The sequence below is a fragment of the Salinicola corii genome, from assembly GCF_008298015.1.
Lineage (GTDB): Bacteria > Pseudomonadota > Gammaproteobacteria > Pseudomonadales > Halomonadaceae > Salinicola > Salinicola corii.
Map to the genome: position 1 here is coordinate 306307 of NZ_VTPX01000003.1, position 19871 is coordinate 326177.

Sequence of the window (19871 nt, forward strand, 5' to 3'; positions counted from 1 at the left end):
GCCTCATGTGGGCGGTGAGTCGAGCCGACCGCGTAGGCGAACGTAACGATAGGCCGTGAAGGCCAAGGCGCCAGCTGCCAGGATCTCGGCGCCGACCAGCACCGAGCCTCCGCCCTTGGTCACGATCATGATGCCCTGAACGACGTAGAGCACGCCTAACGCCGTCAGCCAAATGTGGCCGCGTCGGCGCCGCATCAGCAGCGTCGGTAGGAACAGCACGAGCGGCAGGATTCTTACCAGTAGCGCGGCGAACTGCGCATGCTGCTGGACGTAGTGCCAGATACCGCTGATCACCAGCAAGGCCAGAAGCGCCGAGTAAGCGATCCAGACGCCGCGCCGGGCGCTATCGAGGGTGCCAGCATCCTGCTGTCGGGAAGGGAGTTCGCTCATGGGCGTGCGTTCCGCATCGAGGTGAGCGCCAGTGCTAACTTGGCGAGTCTACGCCCCTGGGCGACCGCCAGGCTGCGCTCGTCGGCGTCGACTTCCCGGTCGGCATTGGAGCCGGCCAGATGGCTGGTGCCGTAGGGCGTTCCGCCGCTTTGGGTGCTCAGTAGCGTCGTTTCGCTGTACGGCACGCCAGCGTAGACCATGCCGTGGTGCAGCAGCGGAATCAGCATGGTCAGCAGAGTGCTCTCCTGTCCGCCGTGCAGGCTGGCCGTCGAGGTGAACGCGGTAGCTGGTCGGTCGACGAGTGCCCCGTTCATCCAGAGCCCGCTGGTGGTGTCGAGGAAATACTTGAGTGGCGCGGCCATGTTGCCGAATCGGGTCGGACTGCCCAGCGCCAGGCCTGAACACTGCCGCAGGTCCGCTTCCTCGACATAGATCGCCCCTTCGTCGGGAATCTCGGGGGCGGTGGCCTCGCAGACCGGCGAGACCGCGGGCACGGTACGCAGTCGCGCCTCGATGCCGGAGACGCTCTCGACGCCGCTGGCCACCTGTTCAGCCAGTGTTCTCGTTGCCCCCTGACGCGAGTAGTAGAGCACCAGCACGTAGGGCAGTGTCGGGCCGTTGGAGGCCGTATGATCGGTCATGACTACTCCTCGAAGGGACGGCTTGCATCAAACGCGCTCGTTAGGGTTTGTGCGAAAAGTCGGCGAGCGCAGGCAGTTTTCGTACAAAGCTTAGAAAAGCTTAGATTAGTTGCAGGACAGCCTGCGGTGGACGCCCGATGACCGCGTATTCGCCGTCATCGGCGATCGGTCTCTGCATCAGGCGAGGATGCTCGACGATGGCGTCGATGATTTGTGCCTGAGTCGGGTCATCGATACCTTCTGCCTGCCATTCCGATTCGTCACGCCGCAGCATCTGATCGGCGTCGTCGCCCAGCCGTCTGGCGAGACCTTCCAGCTGTGCACGGGTCAGCGGGTCATCGAGATAGCGACGTTCGCTGAACTTGACGCCTCGAGACGCCAGAAGTGCCAGGGCTTCGCGTGATTTGGAGCAGCGCGGGTTGTGGTAGAGCGTGAGCGTTGACATCGGTACGGCAGAACCTTCTATGGCGGTGCGACGCATTTCACGAGTGCTACACGGGGTATTGACGGCCGTCGATCGACGCGGGGCAGCGCAACGGGGCGGAAGCCGCATTGTAGCGGCTGATGGACGGAGGTCTCAATTGCCGCCGGTAAGGATACCCCCGCTCGGCCTATTCCGGCAGACGTTTGTAGACCCAGGCCATCGTGCCGTCCTCCAGCTTGACGCTCTCCCGTGTGTAGCGAACGCCCAGTCGCTCGTAGCGATCCAGCGCTCTGAGAGCGGCCGGGTTGACTGTCAGCACCTCGCCACGTACCTCGCCATCCGGTTGGGGCAGTATGTCCAGGTCCTGCTTTCGATAACCCTCCAGCGTCGCTTCACGCGTTTCGACCGGCGTGCCCATGATGATCCAGCGCAACCAGTCGTGGCGTAGTGTCCCGTAGACGAACACGTCTTGCTCGGCAATCCGTTCATCGATGATGGCGGGCTCGGCGGGATGGTAGCCATAAGGACTCATGAAGGTGTACCAGAAGCCGCCAGCAGCAAGAGTCGCTGCGACGATCAGCAGAATCGACAGCCACTTGAGAAATCGTCGTATCATTTACAACCCTGCTCTGCGTGGTCGAATTCGGGGAACATTCCGGCCAGCTTACCTGAGGCGTGGACGCCGCACCCGGGCATGATTCCGGAGACGTCATTGAGGGGGATCCTGAACCCCGTGCTAGCATTCGAAGTCGAAGCCTCAACGATGTCAGCGACGGAGGAGCGCCATCATGAGTCATGCTGCCAACGACTTCCAGGCATTCCGCGAAGCCTTGGGTACCGATGTACAGCCGCTCAGCAAGGGCCGGGACAGGGCCGCGGTCACGAGGCCCCAGATGCCGCCCTCCGATGCCCAGCTCGCGCGTCGCGAGAGTGCCCAGCAGGCCCGCGATGACGAACGGGACTTCCTGTCCGACGAATTCGTCGACCTGGTCGGTGCGCACGATCCGATCGAGTTTCGTCGCGACGGCATCCAGATCGGTGTGCTCGAGCGGTTGCGCCATGGCGGCTATCCTGCCGAGGCGCGACTGCACATCATGCGCATGCCGATCATCGAATGTCGCCGCGCCGTATCAGGCTTTCTCAGCGATGCGTACGAACACGATCTGCGCAGTGTTCTCGTCGTCCACGGTCGCTCGCGTGATGATGCCGGTCACCCGAACGTCGTGCGCTCCTATCTCGGCCACTGGCTCCGACAGTTCGAACAGGTTCAGGCATACAGCTCCGCGCCGGCTCAACAAGGGGGAATCGGGGCGACATTCGTGATGTTGCGAAAATCGGAACGGGCGCGATCACGCAATCGCGAGCGGCAGCAGAAGCGGCGCGGCTAAGTTACCGTTTAGCACCGGATACGCAAACGATTGGAGATCGTTGGCCCAACGCAATGACCCCAGCCAAGGCTGGGGTCATTGCTTGGAAAACCGGCTCCGAGCCGATATTAGCGCTCCCGAAGGCGGCGGGCGAACAGCGGCTCGTTCAGATCCACGGCGGGCTGATAGCTGACGCTGAAGGCGGTGAGTGCCTTGAGGGCCGACTCGAGTTCCTGATCCTCACGCAGCGCCAAGGCGTCGAAACCGCAGCGCGTCATGTAGTAGAGCTGATCGATCAGCACGTCGCCGATGGCACGCACTTCGCCGGCATAACCGAAACGTTCCCGCAGCAATCGCGCCAGCGTGTAGCCGCGGCCATCGGTGAACGCGGGGAAGTCGATCGCCACCAACGCGGCTTTCTCCAGCGCCGCCGCCAGTTCCGGGGTCAACTCGGTGTCGCTCGGTAGCCAGGGCGCCAGATCGTCTCGATCCGCATGCTGTTGCCACAAGGCGAGCGGCACGATGGCGGGGCGGCTCTCGGGCAGGTTTTCCTCGTCGCGGGAGAGCACCCAGGTATCGGTGACCGGTTTGCCGAGCTTGATCAGCGCACTCGTGGCGGCAACGGTCTCCGGGGCTTCTTGAAATTCCTGTTCATTCTGCATAGACCCGCTCCTTGAAAGCCTGATGACCGACACGGCGATAGGTATCGAGGAAGCGCTCTTCGTCGAGACGTTTCTCGACATAGACCTGCAGCACCTTGTCGATCACGCCGGGTACGTCCTCGCGGTAGAAGGAAGGGCCCAGGATCTTGCCTAACGAAACGTCGTCGTCGGCGTTACCGCCCAGCGAGATCTGATAGTACTCCTCGCCTTTCTTGTCGACGCCGAGGATGCCGATATTGCCGACATGGTGATGACCGCAGGCATTCATGCAACCGGAGATGTTGAGGTCGATCGGGCCCAGATCATAGAGGAAATCGAGATCCTCGAACCGCTCCTGGATCGCCTGAGCGATGGGAATCGACACGGCGTTGGCCAGAGAGCAGAAATCACCGCCCGGGCAGCAGATAATGTCGTTCAGCGTGCCCACGGTGGGGTTGGCCATGCCCAGCGCGTCGAGCTGTTGCCATAGCACTTCGATCTCGTCGACCGGCACATCGGAAAGCACCAGGTTCTGCTCGTGGGTCACGCGGATCTCGCCGAAGCCGAAGGTCTGGGCGAGATCCGCCACGGCGTCCATCTGATCCGCCGTAATATCGCCAGGCGCCGCTTCGCGACGTTTCAAGGAGAGTGTGACCGCCTTGTAGCCTGACACCTTGTGATCCATGACGTTGTTGGTCACAAAACGGGCAAAGGCCCGATTTTCCTGACGCAGCTGTTCGTAGGCGACGATCGCGGATTCCGCGACCGGACGACGTGGAGGCTCGGGGAAGTGAGTCTTGGCTTCGTCCACTGCGCCTTCGTTCAACGTCTGCGGGCCATCCTTGAGATGCGCCCACTCTTCCTCGACGCGACGGGCGAACTCCTCGATGCCCAACGCCTTGACCAGAATCTTGATGCGCGCCTTGAACTTGTTGTCCCGGCGGCCGAACTGGTTGTAGACACGGACGATGGCTTCGAGATAGGTCAGCAGGTGTTGCCAGGGCAGATCGGCACGGACCACTTCGCCGATCATCGGCGTGCGCCCCATGCCGCCGCCGGCGAGAACACGGAAGCGCAGTTCGCCAGCATCGTCCAGGAACAGTCGCAGGCCGATGTCATGGACGTGGATCGCGGCGCGATCTTCGGTAGCGCCGGTAACCGCGATCTTGAACTTGCGCGGCAGATAGGCGAATTCCGGATGCAGAGTGGACCACTGGCGAATCAGCTCACACCAAGGGCGCGGGTCGACCACTTCGTCCTTGGCGATGCCCGCGAACTGATCGCTTGTCGTGTTGCGAATGCAGTTGCCGCTGGTCTGAATAGCGTGCATCTGAACCTTGGCCAGATCGGCCAGGATATCGGGAACGTCTTCCTGTGCCGGCCAGTTGAGCTGCAAGTTCTGGCGCGTGGTGAAGTGACCGTAGCCGCGATCGTAGCGGCGGGTGATCGTCGCCAGGGCGCGCAACTGATCGCTGCTCAACATCCCATAGGGGATGGCGATGCGCAGCATTGGCGCGTGGCGCTGAATGTACAGGCCGTTCTGCAAACGGACCGGACGAAACTCCTCTTCACCGAGCTTGCCGGCGAGATAGCGATCCATCTGATCGCGAAACTGCGCAACGCGCTCGTCGACGAGCGTCTGGTCATAAGAATCGTAGCGATACATCGGGCCTGATCCTGCTAGTCATGGATTTGCCAAGTAGAGCACCTTACCGCGTGCGGTTTATTCTACAAAAGAATAAATACTCATAATTTCTTGCTTTATCGTTATTAAGACCACACTGTCACGAGGCCAGCGCGGAGTCGGGATCCCGCTCGTCGTCACCGGCTGCCGACACGTCCGGATCATAGGAGAGCACGGGCGACAACCATCGCTCCAGTTCCGCCAGCGGCATCGCCTTGTGCCGAGCCAGCGCCTCGACCTGGTCTCGGCCGATCTTGCCGGTGGAGAAATATCTCGCTGCCGGATGGGCGAAATACCAGCCGGAAACCGCCGCCGCGGGCCACATCGCGAAACTTTCGGTCAGTGCAATGCCGGTGCGTGCGGTGGCCTCCAGCAAGCGGAACAGCGTGGCCTTTTCGGTATGATCGGGGCAGGCCGGATAACCGGGAGCGGGGCGGATACCCTGATACTTTTCGGCGATCAGGGCGTCGTTGTCCAGCGCCTCCTCCGGCACGTAACCCCAGAACTCCTTGCGCACACGCTCGTGCAGGCGCTCGGCAAACGCTTCCGCCAGACGGTCGGACAGTGCCTGGACCAGAATCGCGTTGTAATCGTCGCCAGCTGCCTCATAGCGCTTGGCGAGTTCATCCGCGCCGTGCCCGGAAGTTACCGCGAAACCGCCGATCCAGTCGAGTTTTCCGCTCGCCCTTGGGGCGATGAAGTCGGCCAGGCTGTGGCATACGCCGTCGCGACCCTTGGTGCTCTGCTGGCGAATATGATGGAGTCGCTCGACCACCGTTTTACGACTCTCGTCGGCGTAGACCTCGATCACATCGTCGTTGACGCTGTTGGCCGGCCACAGCCCGATCACGCCGCGCGCCTGAATATGGCGCTCGTCGATCAACTTGCGCAGCATGGTCTGAGCATCGCGAAACAGATTGCGCGCCGCTTCGCCAACGACCTCGTCCTCAAGGATACGAGGGTACTTGCCCGACAGCTGCCAGGTCATGAAGAAGGGCGTCCAGTCGATGAAATCGACCAACTCGTCGAGATCGTAGTCGTCGAGCACGGTCAGCCCAGGCTGAATCGGCCTGACCGGGTCGTAATGCTGCCAGTCGATCTGGAAGCGACGCTCCCGGGCTGCAGCGTAGCTGAGGTCGGCCGCCTTGGGCCGGCGCTTGGCATTGCGTTCGCGGACCTGATCGTACTCTTGCCGGATCTCGGCGAAGTAGGTGGGCTTCTGGGTCGGCGAGAGCAATCGGCTGGCGACGCCGACGGCGCGGGAGGCATCACTGACATAGATCACCGGTTCATCGTACTGGGGCGCGATCTTCACCGCCGTGTGCGCTTTCGAGGTCGTGGCGCCACCGATCAGCAGCGGGAGTTGTAACCCTTGGCGTTTCATCTCCTTGGCAACGTGGACCATTTCGTCCAGCGACGGCGTGATCAGGCCGGAGAGACCGATGATATCGGCGTTCTCGTCTCGCGCCGTCTTGAGGATCCTTTCGGTGGGGACCATCACGCCGAGGTCGATCACCTCGTAGTTGTTGCACTGCAACACCACGCCGACGATATTTTTGCCGATATCGTGGACATCCCCCTTCACCGTCGCCATGACGATCTTGCCCTTTGACTGCGCTTCGCCGGATTTCTCCGCCTCGATATAAGGGATGAGATAAGCGACTGCCTGCTTCATCACGCGGGCCGATTTGACCACCTGGGGCAGGAACATCTTGCCCGCGCCGAACAGGTCGCCGACCACGTTCATGCCGTCCATCAGCGGACCCTCGATTACCTCGATCGGGCGCTCGGCGGCTGCCCGGGCCTCCTCGGTGTCGGCTTCGATGTAGGCGGTGATCCCCTTGACCAGGGCGTGTTCGATCCGCTTATTGACTTCCCACCCTCGCCATTCGAGATCTTCTTTCTTCGCAGCGCCGCTACCATCTCCTCGATACTGCTCGGCGATCTCCAGCAGGCGTTCGGTGCCGTCGTCGCGGCGATTGAGCACCACGTCCTCGACCGCTTCGCGTAGTTCGCTCGGCAGGTCGTCGTAGACCGCCAGTTGGCCGGCGTTGACGATGCCCATCGACATACCGGCCTTCACCGCGTGAAAGAGAAAGACCGAATGGATCGCCTCGCGCACCGGATTGTTGCCGCGAAACGAGAACGAGACGTTGGAGACGCCGCCCGAGATCATGGCGTGGGGCAGGTTCTCGTGAATCCACTGCGTGGCCTCGATGAAATCGACGGCGTAGTTGTTGTGTTCCTCGATCCCGGTGGCGATGGCGAAGATATTGGGATCGAAGATGATGTCTTCGGCGGGGAAGCCGATCTCATCGACCAGCAAACGGTAGGCGCGCTGGCAGATTTCGGTCTTGCGGGCGAAGGTATCGGCCTGGCCCTGCTCGTCGAACGCCATCACCACGATGGCGGCGCCGTGGCGCCGGCACTCGTTGGCCTGATGGCGAAACGACGCGTCGCCTTCCTTCAGCGAAATCGAGTTGACGATCGCCTTGCCCTGGATGCACATGAGGCCGGCTTCGATGATCTCCCACTTGGAGGAGTCGACCATGATCGGCACGCGGGCGATATCGGGTTCGCCGGCGATCAGATTGAGGAAGCGAACCATTGCCTCCTCGGACTCCAGCATGCCCTCGTCCATGTTGATGTCGATTACCTGGGCGCCGTTCTCGACCTGCTCCAGCGCGACTTCCAGCGCAGTGGTGTAATCCTCTTCCTGGATCAGGCGCTTGAAGCGGGCCGAACCGGTCACGTTGGTGCGCTCGCCGACATTGACGAACAGCGAGTCGGATTCGATGTTGAACGGCTCGAGCCCAGACAGCCGGCATGCGGCGGGGCGCTCGGGCACGCGACGCGGCGTCAGGCCGTCGACCACTCGCTTCACGGCGGCGATATGCTCTGGCGTGGTGCCGCAGCAGCCGCCGATGATGTTGATCAATCCGCTCTCGGCGAACTCGTGGACGATCGCCGCCATCTCATCGGCGGTCTGATCGTACTCGCCGAATTCGTTGGGCAGGCCTGCGTTGGGGTGCGCCGAGACGAAGGTGTCCGCCTTGTCGGAAAGCTCCTGCAGATAGGGGCGAAGCTCCTCGGCGCCGAGTGCGCAGTTCAGGCCGACGGAGAGCGGCCGGGCATGGCGCACGGCGTTCCAGAACGCTTCCGTCGTCTGGCCGGAGAGGGTGCGGCCGGAGGCGTCCGTGATCGTGCCGGAGATCATCACCGGCAGACGCTCGCCGCGCGCCTCGAATAGCGCTTCCAGCGCGTAGATCGCCGCTTTGGCGTTGAGTGTGTCGAAGATGGTCTCGATCAGGATCAGATCGGCACCACCTTCGATCAGCGCCGTGGCCGCTTCGGTATAGTTGTCGCGCAGCTGTTCGAAGGTGACGTTGCGCCTGGCGGGATCGTTGACGTCCGGCGATAGCGAGGCGGTGCGCGAGGTCGGCCCCAGCACGCCGGCGACATAGCGCGGAATGCCGGTCTCCTCGGCGACGGCATCGCAGACTTCCCTGGCCAGTCTAGCCGCTTCGCGATTGAGCTCGACGGCCAGCGACTCCATGCCGTAATCGGACTGGGACAGCCGGGTACTGTTGAAAGTGTTGGTCTCGACGATGTCGGCACCGGCTTCCAGATAGGCTCGGTGGATCGATTCGACGATATCCGCGCGCGTCAGCGTCAGTAGATCATTGTTGCCCTTGAGTTCGCTCGGCCAGTCGGCGAAGCGCTCGCCGCGAAAGTCCGCCTCTTCCAGGCGGTAATCTTGCAGCATCGTTCCCATGCCACCATCGAGGATCACGATACGCTCCTCGAGCGTTCGGCTCAGCGCCTGCGCGGGCAGACTCGGCGAAGAAGCGGCAGTGGTGGTAGCCATGGCGGTGACTCTCCGACAGCAGGGAAGACGGCGCGCGCCTCATCCGAGACGCCAGGGGCCCGCATGGTATCAGAAAGGCGGGAACGACGGGACTTCGGCCGGGATGTGGCGGATCTTTCTCCACAAGCCTGACTAAATCACTCGGGATTGTCTTGGCGCGCGCTTTTTCCTACCATAAGCGGTACATCTCAAGCAGAGTTCCCAGTCTCATGAGTCAACCGATTCAGATCACCGAAAGCGGCCAGGAGTATCTGGCCGAGTTGCTGGCCAAGCAGAACGTCGACGATATCGCCGTGCGCGTCTTCATTACGCAGCCCGGCACCCCCTATGCCGAGACCTGTCTCGCCTATTGCCGTCCGGGCGAGGAGGAGCCTAGCGACGAGCGAGTCGAGCTGGAGAAGTTCAGCGTCTATCTCGACAAGAACAGTGTGCCGTTCCTGGAAGAGGCCGTCGTCGATTTCAATGCGGACCGCATGGGTGGCCAACTCACCATCAAGGCTCCCAATGCCAAGATGCCGAAGGTCAACGCCGACAGCCCGCTCGAGGATCGCGTCAACTACATCCTCTATAGCGAGATCAATCCCGGGCTGGCATCTCATGGCGGCGAAATCCGGTTGATCCAGCTGACCGAAGAGCAGATCGCGGTGTTGCAGTTTGGTGGCGGCTGCCAGGGGTGCGCGGCAGTCGACCTCACTCTCAAGGATGGCGTCGAGAAGACGCTGATGGAGAGAATCCCGGAGTTGGCCGGCATCCGCGACGTGACCGACCATACCGATACCACCAACGCCTATTACTGAGGCTCTTCAGGACGCTCTTCGCGCTTTGGCGATCGTCCCGGTCCCGAGTTTCAACTTCCTTTTGCTGCAGCCGATAATCTGGATGACAGCAACCTGCCTGTCCTGGCCAGGTGAAGAGATGGGGCTGCTGCCGACAGTGGGGTGACCTGCAGGCCCGAAATCAGCTAGCCGTGGGGGGCAGGGCAGCGCGGGATAGCCTGTCGTGCAATTCGCGATTGGCTGCACGCAGATTCTTGAGCTCGCTCTCCAGGCGCTGACGCTCCTGTTGCATGGATTTGACGCGGTCGTCGCTGACGCGTTTTTCGCTTTCGGCCTGTTCCATGTGCACTTTGTCGGCGCGCAGGGACTCCTGGAGCTGGCCGTACTGGCGGCGCTGCTCGGAGAGGTCCTGCTGCAGTCGTTCGCAACGCTGATCCAGCGAAGCGAGGCGCTGTTCGTATTGCTTCTCCTGCTTCAATCGCTCCTGACGTGCGTCCTCCAGCAGGCCCATGAGCCGTGACTCTGCGGATTCGTGGCGCTTTTCTTCCTGGGCGAGTTTGGCCTGGTTGGCTTGATGCTGCTTGGCCATCGCATCGCGGTGCTGCTGTTCTGCCTGTTCCAGCCTGGACTGATGACGCTGGCAGGTCTGTTCGAGTTGCACGATACGTTTCTGCTGCTGGCTCTGGGCGGATTGCAGCGATTGCAGTTCGGCCTGGAGGTGCGCGGCTTCGGTGGTCTTGCTCTCGAAACGCTCCTGGACGCGAAGCATGTGCTCGTTGAGCGCCTGCAGCCGCTGTTCGGCATCCTCGCACTGGCGTCTTGCCTGATGGCTGGCTTCGTCTGCCTCGCGAATCTGTTCGTCGGCTTCCTGACGGTAGACTGCGAGCTTCTCGTAGGCAGCCTGCTGGGCCTTGTCCCAGATATCGGCTACCCAGGCATCGAGCCCCTCGGGGCGTTCGAGATTGCGTGGAATGGCCTGTACCGAGTCGCCACTCTGGCGCAGTCGCCATTCGCGAAGATGATCGCTGATGGTGGTATAGCTGCCGGTACCGAGAAATTCACGGACCTTCTGAACGCTGACCGCTTCCCCACGCTGCTGAAGTGTATCGATGGCGCGACAGACGTCGTCATAGCGGATTCCATTGCGTGCCATGTCTGGCTCCCTTGCGTTGCGAATGATGCCGGAGCTTCTGATGGCTCCTGAGACCTAGCATAGGCGATTTACGTAAGGTGTATACGTAAAAATCTATATGTAATGAAAGAAGTCAGACTATGGGGATCGGATCGTACAACCCCTATAATGCGAACATTCGACTAGGAGACGCTAATGAGTATTGGGCAGGCCCAGGCCGAGCTGCTGGATGAGTTTTCGATCTTCGATAACTGGATGGATCGCTATCAGTACATCATCGATATGGGGCGCCAGCTTCCGGAATATCCCGAACAGGACAGGGTGGCGAAATACAAGATCGAGGGCTGCCAGTCTAACGTCTGGTTGCGCGCCACGGAAGAAGCGGGGCGGTTGCGCTTTCGCGCGACGTCGGACGCCGCCATCGTCAGCGGGCTGATCGCGATCCTGATGCGGATTTACGACGGTCGTGAACCTGATGAAATTCTGGAGGGGGAGCCGAGATTCCTGGCGGAGCTGGGACTCGACAAGCACCTGTCGCCGACACGCAGCAACGGGCTACATGCCATGATCGAGCGGATCTATGCCATAGCTCGCGAGACTCGGGGCAACCGAGCGGTTCATTGATCGAGCGGCCCGACGCTCACTCCTGGTGGTCTGCCTGGTGACACGAGCCCTTCCGGTGGGGGGTGTCTGGCACCGGGTCGACGCCGCCTGGATGAAAAGGGTGGCATTTCAGAATGCGGCGAACGGCCAGCCGCATGCCACGCCAGGGCCCGTGCAACCGAATGGCCTCCAGCGCGTAATTCGAGCAGGTCGGCCAGAACCGGCAGCGTGGTCCGATCAGCGGGCTGATACCGTAGCGATAGAGTTGAATCAGACCGGTAAGCAGCCAGGTGGCTATCTTGGCGATCACGGCGGGTCTCAGCGCTTCTGGCCGTAGAGTGTGTCCGGTGGAATCAAGGGCTCACTGTCGACTTCACCGAATTCCGGGGTCAGGCGCAGGTAGAAGCAATGACGTCGACCGGTATGACAGGCGGGCCCTGACTGGTCCACCTTGAGCAGTACCGTGTCGCCATCGCAGTCGAGGCGTGCCTCGACCAGATGCTGCTGCTGGCCCGATGTCTCACCCTTGCGCCAGAACGCCTGCCGGGAGCGGGACCAGTAGCAGACTCGCCCGGTGGCAAGTGTTTCCTCCAGCGCCGCGCGGTTCATCCACGCCATCATCAGGACCTCGCCGCTATCGTGTTGCTGCGCGATGGCGGGAATCAGTCCATCGGCGTTCCATCTGGCCGCCATTAGCAGATCGTCGATGGCGACCGGAGCGCCGGATGATGAACGCTCGAGATCGTGAAAAAGGCCGGACATGGGCGTTACCGTAGGTTGAAATCAGTCAGATGAGGCTGAGCCATTCTCGACGCAGGCGTCGCACGCACCGAGCAGCTCGATGGTCTGGCGCTGGATCGTGAATCCTCGCTCCCTCGCGGTCCGCGATAGCATCTCGCCGACGACTTCCTGATGAAGTTCCTCGACACGGCCGCAGTGTCGACAGATCAGCAGTTGGAAACGATGCACGTGTTCAGGGCACGGACAGGCAATGTAGGCGTTGAGCGATTCGATTCGATGAACCAGGCCTTGCTCGATCAGGAAATCCAGCGCCCGATAGACGGTCGGGGGACGTGCGGACGCGTGCTCGTCCGATAACCGATCGAGGAGATCGTAGGCTTTCAGGCCTCCCGGTGTGTCGGAAATCATCTCCAGCACACGGCGGCGAATCGGCGTGAAACGGACGCCGCGTTCCTGACACTGTTGATCTGCCTGTTTGAGCAGCACATCCGAATCGAGCATCGAATTTCCCGTTATCATCGAGAGCGGCACATTCTACGCGCTAGTGTTGCGGGGAGCCACCGGGTGAGGCTGGTTGCCGAGACTTTGAAATTCCTCGGGGCATGCGATGAAAATATAATTTAACATAATATATATTATGCGAATATAGAGGCTGCGACGGATCCGGACGGAATCACCGGCGTCAACGACGAAAATCCTGAGATCGCCACCGAGTTGAACTACGCTGATCGGAACGGTCAAAAGCGAACCGCAGACGATCTGCGACATATCGCCACACTGGCGGAGAGTTTCCCGCCATCATCTGATCAAAAGCCATTTTTTCGGTACAATGCCGACCGCGAAATCCCTACTTCGTTGGCGACGTCGGATGCTCGGTACGCCATTGCGCGTCGTGTCAGAGTTGTCAGCCCTGGCTAGCAGCGTATGATGCAGGCCGCTAACCGATTGTTGCAGGGCCGAAAAGCTTTCCTCCACTGGGGTCGTGAGATGAGAAAAAGGAACTCCCTCAAGTATTTGAGTGTGATGACGTGGCTAACCACGCCACTGTTGCTGAGTGGTTGTGGATCAGCACTCATGGATCCGTCCGGCCAGATTGGCCAGGGTCTGAAGTCGTTGATCATCACGGCCTTTGGCTTGATGTTGATCGTGGTAATCCCGGTCATCGTGATGACCATCCTGTTTGCGTGGAAATATCGCGGGACCAATCTCGCGGCCAAGTACACGCCGAACTGGGAGCACTCGAATATCATCGAGGTCTTCGTTTGGGCAATTCCGTGCGTCATCATCTTCTTCCTTGCCGTCCTGACATGGCAGACGTCGCACTCCTTCGATCCACACAAGCCCATCGCCAGCGAAGACGAGACCATGACGGTCGACGCGATCTCGCTCGACTGGAAGTGGCTCTTCATCTACCCGGACGAAGGTATCGCCACGATCAACGAGCTCGCCATTCCCGTGGACAAGCCGGTCCACTTCCGGGTCACCTCGGGTACGGTCATGAACTCCTTCATGATTCCGAACCTCGGGAGTCAGATCTACGCCATGGCCGGCATGGACAACGATGTCTATCTCGAGGGTAACGAGATCGGCACCTTCCGTGGTCGTTCGACCCACTATAGCGGCGAAGGTTTCTCGGAGATGCTGTTCGACGCGCACGTCACGTCGGACGCCGATTTCCAAGCCTGGGTCGACAAGGTCAAGCAGTCTCCTGACACCATGATGTTTCCGGAAGACTATGAGCGGGTTGCCAAGCCCTCCATTGCCAACCCGGTGGAATACTTCTCGCAGGTCTCGCCCGACTTCTACGGCGATCTGATCAAAAGTTATAAGGCTGGTCACGGCGGTACCGATAGCCATGGCGAGCACAACGAAGCACGGGAGTCTTCAATGCCCATGAGTGCGCAGGCAGCGGAGTAACGTCATGTTCGGAAAACTCAGTTTAGATTCGATTCCATACCATGAACCGATCATCATGGTCACCGCGGCGGCCATCGGCATCGTCGGTGCCCTGGTCTTCGGTCTGATTACCTACTATCGCAAATGGGGCTATCTCTGGACCGAGTGGGTCACGTCCATCGATCACAAGAAGATCGGCGTGATGTACTTCCTCGTTGCGTTGGTCATGCTGGTCCGCGGTTTCGCCGATGCCATCATGATGCGAACGCAGCAGGCCATTGCGGCCGGCGGTGCCGAAGGGTATCTACCGCCCCACCACTACGATCAGATCTTCACCGCTCATGGTGTCATCATGATCTTCTTTGTTGCCATGCCCATGGTCATCGGGCTGATGAACCTGGTCGTACCGCTGCAGATCGGCGCTCGCGACGTCGCCTTCCCGTTCATGAACAACCTGAGTTTCTGGTTGTTCGCGGTCGGCATGATCCTGGTCAACATGTCACTGGTCATCGGCGAGTTCGCCAAGACTGGCTGGTTGGCCTATGCGCCATTGTCGGAGTTGCAGTACAGTCCGGATGTCGGGGTCGATTACTGGATATGGGCGTTACAGCTATCGGGAATCGGGACGACGCTGACGGGCATCAACTTCTTCGTCACCATCCTCAAGATGCGCACCAAGGGCATGACCCTGTTTCGCATGCCGATCTTCACCTGGACGGCGCTATGCACCAACGTCCTGATCATCCTGTCGTTCCCGATCCTGACCGCCACCATCGCCCTGCTGACCCTGGATCGCTATCTGGGCATGCACTTCTTCACCAATGACATGGGCGGCAGCCAGATGATGTACGTCAACCTCATCTGGGCCTGGGGGCATCCGGAAGTCTACATCCTGATCCTGCCGGCATTCGGTGTCTTCTCCGAGGTCATCGCGACCTTCACCAAGAAGCGTCTGTTCGGCTACAAGACCATGGTCTGGGCAACGGCCGCAATTACCGTGCTCTCCTTCATCGTCTGGCTGCACCACTTCTTCACCATGGGTGCCGGCGCCAACGTCAACGCCTTCTTCGGCATCATGACGATGATCATCGCCATTCCGACCGGGGTGAAGATCTTCAACTGGCTGTTCACGATGTATCGTGGCCGTATCCAGTTCACCACGCCGGTGTTGTGGACGATCGGTTTCATCATCACCTTCACCCTGGGTGGCATGACGGGCGTCATGCTGGCCGTGCCGGGTGCGAACTTCGTTCTCCACAACAGTCTGTTCGTCATCGCCCACTTCCACAACGTTATCATCGGCGGCGTGGTGTTCGGCATGATGGCTGGTTTCACCTACTGGTTCCCGAAGGCGTTCGGTTTCACGCTGAGCGAGAAATGGGGCAAGCGCTCCTTCTGGTGCTGGCTGGTCGGTTTCTACATGGCCTTCATGCCGCTCTACGCTTTGAGCTTCTTCGGCGCCATGCGCCGCATGCAGTCCTACGAGCAGACCGAGTGGCAACCGCTGATGATCGTCGCCTGGGTGGGAGCCGTGATCATCGCCGCAGGTATCGCCTGCATGGTCATCCAGTTGATCGTCAGCATCCGCGACCGCGAAAACAATCGCGACCTGACCGGCGACCCATGGGATGGTCGTACGCTGGAGTGGTCGACCTCTTCGCCGCCCCCGAACTACAACTTCGCTTATCTGCCCAAGGTCGATTCCATCGATAGCTACTGGGAGATGAAGCAGCAGCCGGGTGGTTTCAAACGGGAGTTGGCGACCAAGTTCGAGGACGTTCACATGCCCAAGAACACCGCGGAAGGCCCGATCATGTCTCTGTTCGCTTTGTTCTTCGGTTTTGCCTTGATCTGGCACATCTGGTGGCTGGTCGGCCTGGGTGCTATCGGCATGTTCGTGACGTTCATGTTCCGTATCTTCAATAACGATACCGACTACCACGTCAGCGCTGCCGAGGTCGAAAAGACCGAGCGTGAATACCACAAACGGTTGGAGATGCAGGCTTAATCATGGCAACCGACACACTCAAGCAGCACGACGCTCATGCCCACGACGGGCATGAGCACCACGACGCCGGTGCAATGAAGGTCTTCGGGTTCTGGATCTACCTGATGAGCGACCTCGTGATCTTCGGCACCCTGTTCGCGACCTTCGGCGTACTGGCCACCGCCACCGCCGGCGGTCCCACTTCCCAGGAAATCTTCGAACTGCCCTTCGTGCTGGTCGAGACGTTCCTGCTGCTGATCAGTAGTTTTACCTTCGGCCTGGCAGTCCTGGCGCAGAACGCCGGCGATCGCGGTGCCGTGTTGAAATGGCTCGCCGTCACTTTCCTGCTCGGCTTCGGCTTCGTGTCGATGGAAGTCTACGAGTTCCATCACCTGATCGCCGAAGGTGCGGGGCCTGACCGTAGCGCTTTCCTGTCGGCGTTCTTCACGCTGGTGGGAACCCACGGCCTGCACGTGACCTTCGGTCTGATCTGGATCGCGATCATGTTCTTCCAGATCTCGAAGCGGGGCCTGGATAGCGTGACCAAGCCACGCATGCTGTGCCTCAGCCTGTTCTGGCACTTTCTGGACATTGTCTGGATCTGCGTCTTCTCCTTCGTCTATCTGATAGGAGCCATGTGACATGAGCGATATTCACACTTCGCACGATGGCGCCAGTCACGGCAGCTACAAGTCCTATACCATTGGGCTGGTTCTCTCGATCGTCCTGACGCTGATCTCGTTCGGTGTCGTCATGACCGGCAGCTTCAGCATCCCGGTCATGATGGTGACGGTAGTGGTCACCGCGGTGATTCAGGTGCTCGTGCAGCTGGTTCTCTTCATGCACCTGAATACCAAGTCCGAAGGTGGCTGGAATGTGATTTCCTTCGTCTTCACCATCGGTATCCTGGTGCTGATCATTGGTGGTTCCCTATGGATCATGCACAACATCCACGTCAACATGATGCTGGGCTAAGCTCGCAAATGGCCTTGAAGCCGTATTTGCTGCTTACCAAGCCCGGCATCATCTTCGGTAATCTCGTGACAGTCATCGGCGGCTATTTTCTGGCCGCCGGTGGCCGTTTCGAACCGTGGTTATTCCTGGCAGTGGTAATTGGCACGTCTCTGGTGGTCGCTTCCGGTTGCGTCTTCAATAACGTGATCGACCGCGATATCGACGGTCACATGTCCAGAACGCAGTCGCGCGCCATGGTGACCGGGGAGATATCGATTCCGATCGCTCTGCTGCTTGGCGGCGTGTTGGGAATCGTCGGTTTTGGCTTGCTGGCATGGATGACAACGCCTTTGGCGACGGGATTCGCCGCATTCGGGTTCGCCATCTACGTGGGTGCCTACAGCCTCTATCTCAAGCGGCATTCGGTCTACAGCACGCTTATTGGGAGCCTTTCCGGCGCCTCGCCGCCGGTGATCGGCTACTGCGCGGTGACCGGGCAGTTCGATCTGGGCGCCCTACTGCTGCTGATCATCTTCAGCATGTGGCAGATGCCCCACTCCTATGCGATCGCCATCTTCCGGTTCGACGATTACGCGTCGGCGTCCATCCCCGTGCTGCCGGTGAAGTGCGGCATCGCCGTGGCCAAGCGGCATATCGTGATCTACACGGCGCTGTTCGTGATTGCGTCGGTGATGTTGTCGGTGGCCGGCTACACTGGCTGGGCTTATGCCATTGTCGCGGTCGCGGTCGGATGCTACTGGTTCGGCATCACCCTCAAGGGGTATCGCGCTGCCAACGACCGGGTCTGGGCCCGCAAGGTGTTCGGTATCTCGATCATGGTGGTGACGGCGTTGAGCGTGATGATGTCCGTGGACAGTCGCCTGCCGATGACGGAGTCGCTGATCTCGTTCGCCTTGCGCTGACAGCTTGTTTCAAGCCAAAAAAAGACCGCCGAGGCGGTCTTTTTTTTTGGGCTGCAGGTGCAGAATCGCACCGAGCCGGCGTCAGTCGTCGGCCGGTGCGTAGGAGCCATCTTCGCGATGAACCTCGCGACCGGTCAGCGCCGGGCTGAAGACGCAGGCCACGGTCATGCCCTTCTCCTTGCCGCGCAGCCAGTGCTCGTCGTGCTGGTCCAGCAGGTACATGTCGCCGGCCTTGATCTTGTGGATCTTGCCGTCGGCGATGGTTTCCACCTCACCTTCGCCTTCGTAGCAGAACACCGCTTCGATGTGGTTCTTGTAGTGGATGTGGGTTTCCGTACCCGGATGAATGCGGGTGATATTGAACGAGAAACCGCAATTGTCATCGGCCAGCATCAGGCGAGTGCTGTCCCAGTTGCCGTTTTCGGCTTTGACGAAGCGATCAGTTTTCCGGCACTCATCGAGATTACGTACGATCATCGATAACAACTCCTTGGTGGATGACTACTGCTGAATGACACAGAGAGAGCGGCCCTGGGGGCCGCTCGAAACATCGGTGAACGACTCAAGCGAAGGCTTCCCTGGCGCTGCGCTCCAGGATATCCAGCCCTTCCAGCAGATCTTCGTCGCTGATGACCAGCGGGCATAGACACTTGACGACCTGGCCGTCCTGGCCAGCGGTTTCGATGATCAGACCATTTTCGAAGGCTTTCGACGTGATCTTGTCGGCGATGTCTCCATCGCGCACGTCGATGCCCCGCATCAGGCCACGGCCGCGCTCGCTCGCGGGATGGCCCATCTCGGTCAGCGAGGCGGCAATCCTGGCAAACCGCTCCTCGACGATGCGCCCCTTTCTCTGGACGTCACGTTCGAACCTGTCGTCGCTCCAGAAGTGTCGCAGGGCGGCGGCAGCCGTCACGAAGGCCATGTTGAAGCCGCGGAAGGTGCCGTTGTATTGGCCCGGTTTCCATTTGTCCAGCTCGGGACGCATCAGCACATGGGCGAACGGCAGGCCATAGGCGGACAGCGATTTCGAGTTGGTCACGATATCGGGCACGATGTCGGCGTGCTCGAAACTGAAGAACTTGCCGGTGCGGCCACAGCCGGCCTGGATGTCATCGACGATCAGCAGAATGTCGTGGGCACGGCAGATACTTTCGAGTCGTTTCAGCCAGTCCAGGCCAGCCGGATTGATGCCGCCCTCGCCCTGCACCGTCTCGACGATCACGCCGGCGGGGACGTCCAGGCCGCCGGATTTGTCGCCCAACAGCTTTTCGAAATAGTCGAGCGTGTCGGTATCTTCGCCGAGGTATCCGTCGAAGGGCATGAAGCTGGCACCTTGGGTCGGGATGCCGCCCGTCGCTTCACGGAACTTGCGATTACCCGTGGTTGCCAGCGCACCCATGGTGACGCCGTGAAAGCCGTTGGTGAAGGTGACGATGTTGTGACGGCCCTTGGCGACACGGGCCAGGCGGATGGCAGCTTCGACCGCATTGGTACCCGTCGGGCCAGGCAGATGGACTTTGTAGTCCAGGCCGCGTGGCTTGAAGATCACCTCTTCCAGCGTCTCGAGATAGTCGCGTTTGGCGGCGGTCCACATATCGAGGCCATGAACGATGCCATTCGACGTGATGTACTCGACCAGCGCTTCCTGCAGCTTCGGATGGTTGTGACCGTAATTCAGCGTGCCGGCGCCGGCGAGAAAATCGATGTACTCGCGGCCATTTTCCGCGGTCAACCGCGCGCCCTGCGCTTTGGTGAAGACGATAGGAAATGAGCGAGAATAAGTCCGGACTTCGGACTCCATGCGTTCGAGAATCTGGGTCTGCATACAACCTCCCTGGTTG

21 protein-coding genes are annotated in these 19871 nt (G+C 60.3%); 8 read left to right on the forward strand and 13 right to left on the reverse strand.

What is annotated here, in order from left to right; all coding sequences use genetic code 11:
• Positions 1-3: 3 nt before the first annotated feature.
• The 4 genes from F0A16_RS07910 to F0A16_RS07925 form a co-directional block, all read right to left on the reverse strand.
• Complete coding sequence (locus F0A16_RS07910) at positions 4-390, reverse strand: DUF2069 domain-containing protein (protein WP_149434835.1); 387 nt, start codon at positions 388-390, stop codon at positions 4-6.
• Complete coding sequence (wrbA, locus tag F0A16_RS07915; protein ID WP_149434836.1) at positions 387-1031, reverse strand: NAD(P)H:quinone oxidoreductase; 645 nt, start codon at positions 1029-1031, stop codon at positions 387-389. The genes F0A16_RS07910 and wrbA overlap by 4 nt, the downstream gene beginning before the upstream one ends.
• Positions 1032-1131: 100 nt before the next feature.
• Positions 1132-1476: an arsenate reductase family protein gene (locus F0A16_RS07920; protein ID WP_149434837.1), complete on the reverse strand. Its 345-nt coding sequence runs from the start codon at positions 1474-1476 to the stop codon at positions 1132-1134.
• Between the two features lie 166 nt (positions 1477-1642).
• Complete coding sequence (locus F0A16_RS07925; protein WP_149434838.1) at positions 1643-2071, reverse strand: gamma-glutamylcyclotransferase family protein; 429 nt, start codon at positions 2069-2071, stop codon at positions 1643-1645.
• Positions 2072-2243: 172 nt separating this feature from the next.
• On the opposite strand from F0A16_RS07925, the gene smrA reads away from it, so the two are divergent.
• Positions 2244-2843, forward strand: a complete 600-nt coding sequence (smrA, locus tag F0A16_RS07930) for a DNA endonuclease SmrA (protein WP_149434839.1) — start codon at positions 2244-2246, stop codon at positions 2841-2843.
• Positions 2844-2950: 107 nt separating this feature from the next.
• Here the strand turns inward: smrA and F0A16_RS07935 are convergent, their stop codons facing one another.
• The 3 genes from F0A16_RS07935 to metH all read right to left on the reverse strand — a co-directional run bounded on the left by F0A16_RS07935 (position 2951) and on the right by metH (position 9015).
• The gene (locus F0A16_RS07935; RefSeq protein ID WP_149434840.1) at positions 2951-3484 is read right to left on the reverse strand and encodes a DUF934 domain-containing protein; all 534 of its coding nucleotides are present in this window, start codon (positions 3482-3484) and stop codon (positions 2951-2953) included.
• Positions 3474-5129 carry a nitrite/sulfite reductase gene (locus F0A16_RS07940; protein WP_149434841.1) on the reverse strand — a complete coding sequence of 552 codons (1656 nt, stop codon included), beginning with the start codon at positions 5127-5129 and terminating at the stop codon, positions 3474-3476. The genes F0A16_RS07935 and F0A16_RS07940 overlap by 11 nt, the downstream gene beginning before the upstream one ends.
• A gap of 118 nt (positions 5130-5247) precedes the next feature.
• Entirely contained in the window at positions 5248-9015 is a 3768-nt protein-coding gene (metH, locus tag F0A16_RS07945; RefSeq protein ID WP_149434842.1) for a methionine synthase, read from the reverse strand.
• A 209-nt stretch (positions 9016-9224) separates the two neighbouring features.
• On the opposite strand from metH, the gene nfuA reads away from it, so the two are divergent.
• Complete coding sequence (nfuA, locus tag F0A16_RS07950; RefSeq protein ID WP_149434843.1) at positions 9225-9812, forward strand: Fe-S biogenesis protein NfuA; 588 nt, start codon at positions 9225-9227, stop codon at positions 9810-9812.
• Between the two features lie 160 nt (positions 9813-9972).
• On the opposite strand, the gene F0A16_RS07955 is transcribed toward nfuA, so the two are convergent.
• Entirely contained in the window at positions 9973-10944 is a 972-nt protein-coding gene (locus F0A16_RS07955; RefSeq protein WP_149434844.1) for a DNA-binding protein, read from the reverse strand.
• A gap of 174 nt (positions 10945-11118) precedes the next feature.
• Here F0A16_RS07955 and F0A16_RS07960 point away from each other — a divergent pair, with 174 nt between their 5' ends.
• A complete protein-coding gene (locus tag F0A16_RS07960; protein WP_149434845.1) occupies positions 11119-11547 on the forward strand; it encodes a SufE family protein in 429 nt (142 codons plus the stop codon).
• A gap of 16 nt (positions 11548-11563) precedes the next feature.
• Here the strand turns inward: F0A16_RS07960 and yidD are convergent, their stop codons facing one another.
• The 3 genes from yidD to F0A16_RS07975 are packed head-to-tail and all read right to left on the reverse strand — an operon-like array spanning position 11564 to position 12768.
• The gene (gene yidD, locus F0A16_RS07965) at positions 11564-11836 is read right to left on the reverse strand and encodes a membrane protein insertion efficiency factor YidD (protein ID WP_420853071.1); all 273 of its coding nucleotides are present in this window, start codon (positions 11834-11836) and stop codon (positions 11564-11566) included.
• A gap of 8 nt (positions 11837-11844) precedes the next feature.
• A complete protein-coding gene (hisI, locus tag F0A16_RS07970; protein WP_149434846.1) occupies positions 11845-12288 on the reverse strand; it encodes a phosphoribosyl-AMP cyclohydrolase in 444 nt (147 codons plus the stop codon).
• A gap of 21 nt (positions 12289-12309) precedes the next feature.
• Entirely contained in the window at positions 12310-12768 is a 459-nt protein-coding gene (locus F0A16_RS07975; protein WP_149434847.1) for a transcriptional repressor, read from the reverse strand.
• A gap of 522 nt (positions 12769-13290) precedes the next feature.
• On the opposite strand from F0A16_RS07975, the gene cyoA reads away from it, so the two are divergent.
• Genes cyoA through cyoE form a run of 5 tightly spaced genes read left to right on the forward strand, consistent with a single transcriptional unit; the run spans position 13291 to position 18027 of the window.
• On the forward strand, positions 13291-14184 hold the full coding sequence (cyoA, locus tag F0A16_RS07980) for a ubiquinol oxidase subunit II (protein WP_338100601.1): 894 nt from the start codon (positions 13291-13293) through the stop codon (positions 14182-14184).
• A gap of 4 nt (positions 14185-14188) precedes the next feature.
• Complete coding sequence (gene cyoB, locus F0A16_RS07985) at positions 14189-16171, forward strand: cytochrome o ubiquinol oxidase subunit I (RefSeq protein ID WP_149434848.1); 1983 nt, start codon at positions 14189-14191, stop codon at positions 16169-16171.
• A gap of 2 nt (positions 16172-16173) precedes the next feature.
• Positions 16174-16791: a cytochrome o ubiquinol oxidase subunit III gene (gene cyoC, locus F0A16_RS07990; RefSeq protein ID WP_149434849.1), complete on the forward strand. Its 618-nt coding sequence runs from the start codon at positions 16174-16176 to the stop codon at positions 16789-16791.
• Position 16792: 1 nt separating this feature from the next.
• Positions 16793-17125 carry a cytochrome o ubiquinol oxidase subunit IV gene (gene cyoD, locus F0A16_RS07995; protein WP_149434850.1) on the forward strand — a complete coding sequence of 111 codons (333 nt, stop codon included), beginning with the start codon at positions 16793-16795 and terminating at the stop codon, positions 17123-17125.
• Positions 17126-17133: 8 nt separating this feature from the next.
• On the forward strand, positions 17134-18027 hold the full coding sequence (cyoE, locus tag F0A16_RS08000) for a heme o synthase (RefSeq protein WP_149434851.1): 894 nt from the start codon (positions 17134-17136) through the stop codon (positions 18025-18027).
• Positions 18028-18108: 81 nt separating this feature from the next.
• Here cyoE and F0A16_RS08005 read toward each other — a convergent pair whose 3' ends face one another.
• Both F0A16_RS08005 and ectB read right to left on the reverse strand, forming a co-directional pair.
• Positions 18109-18504 (reverse strand): ectoine synthase, encoded by a 396-nt coding sequence (locus F0A16_RS08005; RefSeq protein WP_149434852.1) that lies wholly within the window; start codon positions 18502-18504, stop codon positions 18109-18111.
• Positions 18505-18589: 85 nt separating this feature from the next.
• The gene (gene ectB, locus F0A16_RS08010; RefSeq protein WP_149434853.1) at positions 18590-19855 is read right to left on the reverse strand and encodes a diaminobutyrate--2-oxoglutarate transaminase; all 1266 of its coding nucleotides are present in this window, start codon (positions 19853-19855) and stop codon (positions 18590-18592) included.
• Positions 19856-19871 lie beyond the last annotated feature (16 nt).

Coding starts and splice junctions, on each gene's coding strand:
- F0A16_RS07910 (WP_149434835.1), bottom strand. CDS start 390: ATGAGCGAACTCCCTTCCCGACAGCAGGATGCTGGCACCCTCGATAGC.
- wrbA (WP_149434836.1), bottom strand. CDS start 1,031: ATGACCGATCATACGGCCTCCAACGGCCCGACACTGCCCTACGTGCTG.
- F0A16_RS07920 (WP_149434837.1), bottom strand. CDS start 1,476: ATGTCAACGCTCACGCTCTACCACAACCCGCGCTGCTCCAAATCACGC.
- F0A16_RS07925 (WP_149434838.1), bottom strand. CDS start 2,071: ATGATACGACGATTTCTCAAGTGGCTGTCGATTCTGCTGATCGTCGCA.
- smrA (WP_149434839.1), top strand. CDS start 2,244: ATGAGTCATGCTGCCAACGACTTCCAGGCATTCCGCGAAGCCTTGGGT.
- F0A16_RS07935 (WP_149434840.1), bottom strand. CDS start 3,484: ATGCAGAATGAACAGGAATTTCAAGAAGCCCCGGAGACCGTTGCCGCC.
- F0A16_RS07940 (WP_149434841.1), bottom strand. CDS start 5,129: ATGTATCGCTACGATTCTTATGACCAGACGCTCGTCGACGAGCGCGTT.
- metH (WP_149434842.1), bottom strand. CDS start 9,015: ATGGCTACCACCACTGCCGCTTCTTCGCCGAGTCTGCCCGCGCAGGCG.
- nfuA (WP_149434843.1), top strand. CDS start 9,225: ATGAGTCAACCGATTCAGATCACCGAAAGCGGCCAGGAGTATCTGGCC.
- F0A16_RS07955 (WP_149434844.1), bottom strand. CDS start 10,944: ATGGCACGCAATGGAATCCGCTATGACGACGTCTGTCGCGCCATCGAT.
- F0A16_RS07960 (WP_149434845.1), top strand. CDS start 11,119: ATGAGTATTGGGCAGGCCCAGGCCGAGCTGCTGGATGAGTTTTCGATC.
- hisI (WP_149434846.1), bottom strand. CDS start 12,288: ATGTCCGGCCTTTTTCACGATCTCGAGCGTTCATCATCCGGCGCTCCG.
- F0A16_RS07975 (WP_149434847.1), bottom strand. CDS start 12,768: ATGCTCGATTCGGATGTGCTGCTCAAACAGGCAGATCAACAGTGTCAG.
- cyoA (WP_338100601.1), top strand. CDS start 13,291: ATGACGTGGCTAACCACGCCACTGTTGCTGAGTGGTTGTGGATCAGCA.
- cyoB (WP_149434848.1), top strand. CDS start 14,189: ATGTTCGGAAAACTCAGTTTAGATTCGATTCCATACCATGAACCGATC.
- cyoC (WP_149434849.1), top strand. CDS start 16,174: ATGGCAACCGACACACTCAAGCAGCACGACGCTCATGCCCACGACGGG.
- cyoD (WP_149434850.1), top strand. CDS start 16,793: ATGAGCGATATTCACACTTCGCACGATGGCGCCAGTCACGGCAGCTAC.
- cyoE (WP_149434851.1), top strand. CDS start 17,134: ATGGCCTTGAAGCCGTATTTGCTGCTTACCAAGCCCGGCATCATCTTC.
- F0A16_RS08005 (WP_149434852.1), bottom strand. CDS start 18,504: ATGATCGTACGTAATCTCGATGAGTGCCGGAAAACTGATCGCTTCGTC.
- ectB (WP_149434853.1), bottom strand. CDS start 19,855: ATGCAGACCCAGATTCTCGAACGCATGGAGTCCGAAGTCCGGACTTAT.